Below are 8888 nucleotides of genomic sequence, written 5' to 3' on the forward strand. Positions count from 1 at the left end.
AGGCCCGGTAAGCGCAGCGCCACCGGGCAATTTTCTCAATCCCTGCGCGCAATATCCGCAAATTTCGCGTCCAGCATTTTCGCCAGATCGCCTGCGGCCAGTTCGATATCCAGCCCGCGTTTGCCGCCAGAAATATAGATCGTCTCAAATTCCTGCGAAGGCGCATCGATCAGGGTCGGCAGACGCTTTTTCTGGCCGAGCGGGCTGATCCCGCCGACCAGATAACCCGTAGTGCGTTGCGCAACCATCGGGTCTGCCATATCGACCTTTTTCGCTCCCAGCGCTTTGGCCACTTTCTTCAGATCAAGCTGTCCGGCGACGGGCGTCACTGCCACGGCGAGGTGCTTCATATCGCCATTCACCGCGACCAGCAGCGTTTTGTATACCTGGTCCGCGTTCAGCCCCAGCTTGCGCACCACTTCATCACCAAAGTTGGTTTCGTTCGGATCGTGATCGTAGGTGTGGATCCGGAAAGAAATTTTGTTTTTTTCGAGTAATTTAACGGCGGGAGTCATGGCTATCCTTCTTACGACAGACGGTTCATGCCAGCAGCATACGCCTGACGTTTGTCTAAAAAATAGCACCATCTTGCGCAATAGTATTGGCAGTGATGGTTACTTTGAGCGACAATCGGCGTAGCCGAAGGTCACTTCGGTATAATAAAAACGATGAAATTCCTCTTTGACGGGCCAATAGAAATATTGGCCATTTTTTTATTTCAGCAGCGACGGCAAATTCCCTTCTCCGTACAAATGCAACGCGCCAACCGCGACAACATAACGACCGGCAGGCAGGGCATACAGCGTCTCCCGCCACGCCTGGTTGCGCGCGTTCATCAGCACATCATACAACGATTCACTGAACGTCGACGGTAACGCCAGCTTACCGTCTGCGGGCGGCGCATCCAGCCACCAGCCAATCATCGTTTGCAGCAGACGCGCGTTGGTGTGCCAGTGGGTCAGGGTATCATCCAGCAGCATCTTGCCGTCATCAGGAAGCTGGCGAAGAAGCGCAATCTGGCTGTCCGTGCCTTCCAGTTCAATGACGGACAGGTTGCACGCCCGTGCCGCATTCAGCAGTTGATAATCGATACCGTAATCGCCGCGCAGCCCCAGGCGCTGCGCCTGGGTTGCCTGTAGCACCATGGCAATTTGCCACAGGGGCAGGGTGTCGAGCATTGAGAGCGAGACGCCGGACTCATCCGCAAGACGGGTAAGCTCAGCCAGCTGCGTCTCGTTAAGACGTTCAGCCAGGGGGCGGTCGCTTTCCAGCCCGGCAAACGGCGATTCATGGCCGGAGATGTCGGCTTCGACGATCAGCGCGTCGGCGCGCTTCAGTAGTTTAATCAGGCCTGAGGGCAGGGGGGACATATCCTGCGTGCCCATATGAATGCTTCCCACCAGGTGCAGTTGCTGCCCACCCGGAAGCGAAATATCCATACCGGGCCAGGCATAACGGCGGGGAAAAAGGGCGCGAAACGATGTTTTTATACGATTAAACAGACCCATACGCGCTCCATAAACGGAAAGGTTCATGCTAGCGCGTGGGGAAGGGGGGCGCAATAGGCGAAAGCCGGGCGGCGCTGCGCTTACCCGGCCTGCTTCCGGGATTCTACGCTTTCGGTTTAAACCGCAGCAGACGGTTAGCGTTGCTCACCACGGTAATTGACGAGAGCGCCATCGCTGCACCCGCAACAACCGGGTTCAGCAGGGTGCCGGTCAGCGGCCACAAAATCCCGGCGGCAATCGGAATGCCGAGCGAGTTATAGACGAAGGCCCCCAGCAGGTTCTGCTTCATGTTGCGCAACGTGGCTTTCGAAATCGCCAGCGCATCCGCCACACCCATCAGGCTGTGGCGCATCAGGGTGATTGCCGCGGTTTCAATGGCGACATCGCTCCCGCCGCCCATCGCAATACCTACGTCAGCCTGCGCCAGCGCCGGGGCGTCGTTGATGCCGTCGCCGACCATCGCCACCTGACGACCATCACGTTGCAATTTCCTGATGGCGTCCGCTTTGCCATCTGGCAGTACGCCGGCTATCACCTCATCAATCCCGGCTTCTCTGGCGATGGCGTTAGCGGTAGTCGGGTTATCACCGGTTAACATCACCAGGCGATAGCCCGCATGGTGCAGGCGTTGCAAGGCATCCACGCTGTCCTGGCGTAACGGATCGCGTACGGCCAGCAGCGCCGCCACCTGACCATCCCTCGCCAGCAGAACCGGCGTCGCGCCCTGAGAGGCCTGCGCGTTCAGCTCAGCGTCCAGCACGGACGTATCAACACCGTGTTCAGTTAGCAGTGCCTGGTTACCCAGCAGCAGCGTATGGCCTTCTGCTTCACCGCTGACCCCTAAACCGCGCAGGGTGCGGAAGTTGCTTACCTGCGGCAGGCGGGCATCACCGGCTTTCTCAAGGATGGCGCGCGCCAGCGGGTGACTGGAGCCTTGTTCCAGCGCGGCGGCCAGGCGCAGGGCATCCGTCTCCGTACAGCCAATGGTATTAACGGCCACTACCTGCGGTTTGCCCTCGGTGAGCGTGCCGGTTTTGTCAAAGACGAGGGTGTCCAGCGTGCTTGCCCGTTGCAGGGCGTCAGCATCACGGACCAGTACGCCAAATTCGGCGGCGCGTCCGACGCCAGAGATAATCGACATCGGCGTGGCCAGACCAAGGGCACAAGGGCAGGCGATGATCAGTACCGTGGTGGCGATCACCAGGGTGTAGACAATCTGCGGCGCCGGGCCGAAGAAATACCAGATTGCCGCGCTCAGCAGGGCAATACCGACCACCACTGGCACAAAAATGGCGGAGATTTTATCGGCAAGCTGACCAATTTCCGGCTTACTGCTCTGCGCCTGGCGGACCATCCGAATGATGCGTGACAGTGTGGTATGACTGCCAACGGCGCTGGCGCGGAACAGCACGCTGCCGTCCTGTACCACCGTACCCGCATGCACCGCATCGCCCTGAGATTTCTGCTGGGGGATCGGCTCACCGGTCAGCATGGCTTCATCAAGCCAGGCATCGCCCTGGGTGATTTCACCGTCGACGGGCACGCGGTCACCGGTGGTGAGACGCAGCGTCATACCGGGTTGCACCTCTGAGAGAGGAACGTTTTTTTCCCCATCGTCGGTGACCACGCGGGCCGTCGGCGGGGTTAAATCGAGTAATCTTTCCAGCGCTTTCGAAGAACGCTGACGCGCGCGGGCTTCGAGCATATGGCCTAAGTTAATCAGACCTATAATCATCGCGCTCGCTTCATAATAGAGATGGCGCGCCTCCATCGGGAACCACTGCGGCCAGACGTTAACGCTCATCGAATACAGCCACGCCGCACCCGTCCCGAGCGCGACCAGCGTGTCCATCGTCGCGGTGCGGTTTTTCAGGCTCTTCCAGGCGCTGGTATAGAAATGTCCGCCTGCAAACACCATCACCGCAAGGGTAATCAGACCAATCACCAGCCACAGGGTGCGGTTGTCTGCGGTGACCATCATGTTGTCACCCATCATGCCCCACACCATCACCGGAATACCGACCAGCAGGGCGACGATCGCCTGCCAGCGGAAGCGCTTCATGGTGGCGACAGCCGTTTCCTGCTGGCGCTCGCGGCGCTCGGCATCATCTTCGATGGCCTCCGCCCCGTAGCCCGCTTTCTCCACGGCCTGCACTAAATCTGCGGCGGAGGCACTGCCCATCACCAGCGCAGTACGCTCCGCCAGGTTTACCCGTGCCTGTGCGACGCCCGGTACCGCCTGTAAGGCGTTTTGTACCCGGGAGACACAGCTGGCGCAGCTCATGCCGTTGATCAGCAGCTGTTGGCTGTCATCAATATCATCAGCTACCGGAAGCTCAGGAGTGGCCGCTGTCAGTGCTTCCGACGGGGATGATGACTCTGCCAGCGGTTTAGCCTTTGGGTGGCTTAACTCCGCCCCGTAACCGGCCTGTTTAATGGTATCAATCAGCGCGTCGGCGCTGGCGCTGCCGGTCACGGCGGCATGATCGATAGTCACCTCAGCGCTTTCCACATCAGGACGCTGCTCCAGGCTTTCTTTAACACGTTTGACACAGTGGCCGCAGGAGAGGCCGTCCAGTGTCAGGTCAATAGTGTGAGACATAACAAAACTCCCGTATAATGTTCTGGTCAATTGTTGACCTTCACTCTGCTTTTCGCTAACTGTTATGAAGGTTAAACCTTCCATCAAGGGGAAGGTCAAGCTTTTAAATTGCTGATTGAAAGGGATTTTTAAAATCAGCGTCCACATAGCGTCCACACTTCGACAAAAGTGTCCACATTACAAAGACAAAGCCCCGCTTGCTGAGCGGGGCTTTTTTCATAACAAGTTACTCTTCATCGTCTGAATGTTACTCTGGTTAATGACATAAATTTCGTTTACTTCCAACCACAAGCTTTTTGAAGCGGTTTCATTGCATCTGAAAGGCCCTTCAGATCGAAGGTTGCACTCACAGGGGCTTCATTGTATGGGGTGATTCTGGTGAACATTTTGTCTGCTTTAGCTAGAGATTTAATAAAATCGATGTCACTACCCTTGTAAAAAACCGCTTTGGTATCAGTTGAGATAGACCATCCTTTTTCAACTGCTTTCTGTTTATCCAGGCGGTAGAGCATACTCGTTTGCTCAAGGCCTAGGTACACATCCCAGTTAATGAATACCTCCGTTTTCTTTTCGCGGCAGGCTACATAAATTGTTGGCATCACACTTTCACCAAAGGGCGTTCGAATGTAATCATTACTGTTAAGTGAGAGGATTATGTTTTTTGAGTCGTCTACCGGTGAGGTGCTAATTGATGTTTGCCACTTGCCAGGATTAGAAACAGAACTTTCTACAGCATCAGTTTCTGCTGATGTAGTCTGCGGGAATAACTTGTCGATACATGCCAGCCTTTTAGTGCCATTAATTTCACTTTGGCACTCTAACAACTTAGCTCGGTCAGGTTGCTGATAATCAGTTTTTGCTGACGTGTTTATCGTGCTTGTTGTAGCTTTAAACGTTGGAGAGAAGAAGCGATCGTAACAAGATAGTCGTTTATCATTATCTTTCTCATTAGGGCATTGATCTCTACTCTCGAATTTATCAGCATTTTGTGTTCGTGATGGCGGTATTGATTTGTCGTAACAAGAAAGTCGTTCAGCATTATTTTCAATAGCCCGACACTCAAGGACTGCATTGAAGTTTTTATGTTCACTTCCTGCGCATACAGACACTGCATTGAGTGCCATAAATGATGCTATTACATTTAAAAAAAGCTTTTTCATTTAATCATCCCTTTGGTCTTGTGAGGAATACAAAGATACCGATGATTATGTCGCCTATAAGCCAGACACTAGCGATTGCCATTAAACCTAGACCGGTACCAATTGCAGCCCCAGCTCTTTCTGCATCGGAAGTTGCGTGATTTATTACTTCACCACTACCACCTAATCCTGCGAAGAGGCAGTAGATCATAAATAGGTTGAACAGTATAAAAGCCCATTTGATGACTTTTCCAAAAAGTGAACGTCTTGGCTTTTTAAGCTGCTTCCCACATGACGGGCAACGTAATGCTGTATCACTTACATCCTTAAGACACTCTGGACAGCTAACCAATGCCATAAACCAATCTCCTTTAATAAAAAGCTTATCTTTTTGTTACAAATCATTGGGATTTTATCGGATTTGGACGCATTGACAAGTGAAAAGCCCCGTTACAAAAACGGGGCTTTTGTTTAAATAATCAGGCTAAGTTGATTATTTCCATAGTGCGAGGCGGGAAAGGCATCGCGGGGGATGAAGTCTGGCGGTAACGGTGCAGCACCTGCACGCTTTGTTACCTCCCTTTCTACGCTGTTAAGCGTGGTGAATGACCGGCTACATTCCAGATTCTGACACTGGTGATATTGCCGGATTGTCATATCGGTTATTTTACGGCTGGTACGGGTGCGGGCCATAGCGCCGCAGAATGGACATCTGAACATAATGATGGCTCCCCTGTGGGAGTTGAACTCCATTTCATTTTATTCAGTTTCCGCTATCCAGTCAGGTATTTTCGCTTCCAACTCCAGTCGGGTGGTAAAGCCGCTATCGTCGATGACGTGCTCAGCACGCGCAATGATCCAGTCCTGATTATCAATTTCATCCTTAAAACCGCTAACCGTGACGTGCATTTCGGGGTATAGCTCAGCGCGGCCACGCGCCAGGGTGATCGAAAACTCTGCCGCGCCACGTTGAAGCTGTTGCCACTTAGCCGCCGCCGCCCGTTTTGCCGCTTCTTCATTCTGGTAGGTCTTGCGCAGCACATAAACGTTACCGTCTGCGCCCTCCATGTAATCTCCCTCACGGCTGCTGCTCTTATCTTTTTTGGGCTTTGCAGGCTTGCGGCGCTTAACGCTGACCTTTTTCTTTTTGCCAAAATTGAGATCCAGCCAGTAGGCCCGAACGCCGGTATATGCGTCTCGATCGGCAATACGAAAGCGGTGACGGTCGCCGCTCGTGCGGTCAATGCTGGCAGAGGGTAGCGCCTTCCCTTCAGCGGTCACACCGCCGCCCGGCAGGATAAACAGCAGACTGCCGTTCTTGACGGTGGCAATTGCGCCTAACATTTCAGCCATGCGGGTAAGGAATGACATATCGCTTTCCTGCGTCTGGTCGGCGTGATCAATCTCTATATCCATGAGCATTTCACTGATCTGCGCCTTCAGTCCGTAACGGTGTGCAATGGCCGACACAACGCGCTCAACAGTGACGTCATGCCATGAGACTTCTCGTTTTACGTTGAACTCTTCACGAAAATCAGCACTGCGGGCAGTAATGCCAATGGTATCTGCCGGGCCTTCGTGGGACACCTCATCAACCGTGTACAGACCTTTGTAGATCAGTGGCTCACCCAGCCAGCCAATTGATACGGCAAGCTCAGCTCCACGCGGCGGCAATGCAACCAAACCGTCACTGTCATCAATGGAAATGGACAGCTGATCGGCATCAAATCCCCGGTTGTCCGTCAGTGAAAACGACATGATCCGATCATCAAGCTGCGTCAGCACCTTGCCGCCCATCGTAATGCTGAATCCCGGACTTTTTACCGCCTCGGTCAGTGAATCGTTATAGCTGCTGACGGCATCGCTAAGTGATTTTGTCAGGTCTGTAAGTGCCATGCTTCCCCCTTATTCCGGCGAAGGATCCCACGCGCGCGGGAGAGACCAAATTGGTTTTTGTTGTCGCCGTCCGGCCAGACCCGTAATAGCGTGAGTGGCGTTCAGACATGAGGGATTATCACTGCGAACTCAATAACGTAATGGTGGCTAACATGTCAGAGACACGTTTCCACGGTGTACGCGTCCGGGAAAATACCGACCTGGTAACGGCCATCAATGACATTGAATCCAGTGTCATTGGGGTCGTCGCCGTGGCGGATGATGCCGACGCGGAAACCTTTCCCCTGAATACCCCCGTGTTGCTGACACGGGTTAACAGCGTGCTGGGTAAGGCGGGTAAAACCGGCTCCCTGTACAAAACGCTTAAAGCCATCGATGACCAGACCAGCCCGAAGGTCATTGTTGTGCGCGTGGCAGCAGCGACCGAAGAAGAAGGCGGCAAAACGCAGTCGCAGCTCATCATGGGTGGCACGGCAGAAGACGGCAGCTATACCGGCATGTACGCATTTCTGACGGCCGAACAGAAGGTAGGTTATCGCCCGCGCATTCTGGCCGTGCCGGGCTACGACACGGAAGAAGTGACCTCTGCGCTGTGCGTTATTGCGCAGAATCTGCGTGCGTTTGTTTATGCCAGTTGCTACGGCCGCTCGACGATGGCAGAAGCTATCGCCTACCGCGCAACCTTCGCCTATCGTGAGCTAATGCTTATCTGGCCTGACTTCATCGCATACAACCCGCAGACCGGAGAAAATGAAATCTTCCCGGCTCCGGCGTATGCCTGCGGCCTTCGCGCGCTGATTGACAACAATCAGGGCTGGCACAAATCGCTTTCCAACGTGTCGGTCAAGAACGTGCTGGGCATTTCGCAGGATGTTTTCTGGTCGCTACAGGCCGAAGACAGCGACGCGAACGAACTCAACAACAAGGAGATCACGACGCTCATCAAGCGTAACGGTTTCCGGTTCTGGGGCAACCGTGTTACGGATACCAAAGATTATATCTTTGAGGTTTATACCCGTACGGCACAGATTCTGGCTGACAGTATCGCTGAGGCGCAATTTAAATCAGTGGACGAACCGCTAACCCCGGCCAACGTTAAGGACGTGGTCAGCGGCATCAGCGGCAAACTCAATTCGCTGGTGACGCAGGGGCGGCTGATCGGTGCGGAATGCTGGTTTGATATCCTGGATAACCCGACACCCGGTCTCCGTCAGGGTCAGGTACGCATCCGCTATAAATATACACCGGTTCCGCCAATGGAAGATCTGACGCTCTACCAGACCTTCACGGATGAGTATTTCGAATCGGCGTTCTCTTCACTGGGAGGTGCATAAATGGCTGTTCCTCACAAACTGCGCCTGTTCACCTGCTTTGTGAACGGCAGCAACTGCATCGGTAAAGTCTCTTCCGTGACGCTGCCAAAACTGACCCGTAAAACTGAAGACTTTCAGGGTGGCGGGATGATTGGCTCTGCTGCGGTGGATCTCGGTCTGGACAGTGGCGCGCTGGATACCACGATGGTGGTTGGTGGTCTGGTTCAATCGTTACTGCTGAACTACTGCGGTGATATCGACGAAACCCGCTTCCGCTTCGCCGGTGAATATTACACCGATGGCGAAAGCCTGCTGGTTGAGGTCGAGCTGCGCGGCCGTATCACCGAAATGGATGGTGGTGAAAGCAAGCAGGGAGAAGATACCTCTGTCAGCTACACGATGAAGAATACCTATTACAGGCTCAGCATCG

General features: G+C 54.1%; 9 protein-coding genes. 2 read left to right on the plus strand and 7 right to left on the minus strand.

Going from position 1 to position 8888, the window contains the following annotated elements; genetic code table 11:
• Positions 1 to 35: 35 nt before the first annotated feature.
• The 7 genes from ybaK to C3451_RS13385 form a co-directional block, all read right to left on the minus strand.
• Entirely contained in the window at positions 36 to 515 is a 480-nt protein-coding gene (ybaK, locus tag C3451_RS13355; protein ID WP_010428207.1) for a Cys-tRNA(Pro)/Cys-tRNA(Cys) deacylase YbaK, read from the minus strand.
• Between the two features lie 198 nt (positions 516 to 713).
• Positions 714 to 1508, minus strand: a complete 795-nt coding sequence (locus tag C3451_RS13360; protein WP_023299471.1) for a TraB/GumN family protein — start codon at positions 1506 to 1508, stop codon at positions 714 to 716.
• 103 nt (positions 1509 to 1611) lie between these two features.
• The gene (gene copA, locus C3451_RS13365) at positions 1612 to 4110 is read right to left on the minus strand and encodes a copper-exporting P-type ATPase CopA (protein WP_045621267.1); all 2499 of its coding nucleotides are present in this window, start codon (positions 4108 to 4110) and stop codon (positions 1612 to 1614) included.
• A gap of 275 nt (positions 4111 to 4385) precedes the next feature.
• On the minus strand, positions 4386 to 5270 hold the full coding sequence (locus C3451_RS13370) for a type VI secretion system-associated protein TagO (RefSeq protein ID WP_124304325.1): 885 nt from the start codon (positions 5268 to 5270) through the stop codon (positions 4386 to 4388).
• 4 nt (positions 5271 to 5274) lie between these two features.
• Positions 5275 to 5607, minus strand: coding sequence for a hypothetical protein (locus tag C3451_RS13375; protein ID WP_124304326.1), 333 nt, complete (start codon positions 5605 to 5607; stop codon positions 5275 to 5277).
• A gap of 113 nt (positions 5608 to 5720) precedes the next feature.
• Positions 5721 to 5969: an ogr/Delta-like zinc finger family protein gene (locus tag C3451_RS13380; protein ID WP_124304327.1), complete on the minus strand. Its 249-nt coding sequence runs from the start codon at positions 5967 to 5969 to the stop codon at positions 5721 to 5723.
• Positions 5970 to 6008: 39 nt separating this feature from the next.
• A complete protein-coding gene (locus tag C3451_RS13385) occupies positions 6009 to 7145 on the minus strand; it encodes a phage late control D family protein (protein WP_124304328.1) in 1137 nt (378 codons plus the stop codon).
• Positions 7146 to 7297: 152 nt separating this feature from the next.
• Here C3451_RS13385 and C3451_RS13390 point away from each other — a divergent pair, with 152 nt between their 5' ends.
• Both C3451_RS13390 and C3451_RS13395 read left to right on the plus strand, forming a co-directional pair.
• Positions 7298 to 8479, plus strand: a complete 1182-nt coding sequence (locus C3451_RS13390) for a phage tail sheath family protein (RefSeq protein WP_124304329.1) — start codon at positions 7298 to 7300, stop codon at positions 8477 to 8479.
• On the plus strand, positions 8480 to 8888 hold a 409-nt coding region (locus C3451_RS13395; protein ID WP_124304330.1), incomplete at its 3' end, for a phage major tail tube protein.

Source organism: Enterobacter sp. 301B (assembly GCF_003850715.1).
In the GTDB taxonomy this organism is placed as follows: Bacteria; Pseudomonadota; Gammaproteobacteria; order Enterobacterales; family Enterobacteriaceae; genus Enterobacter; species Enterobacter intestinihominis.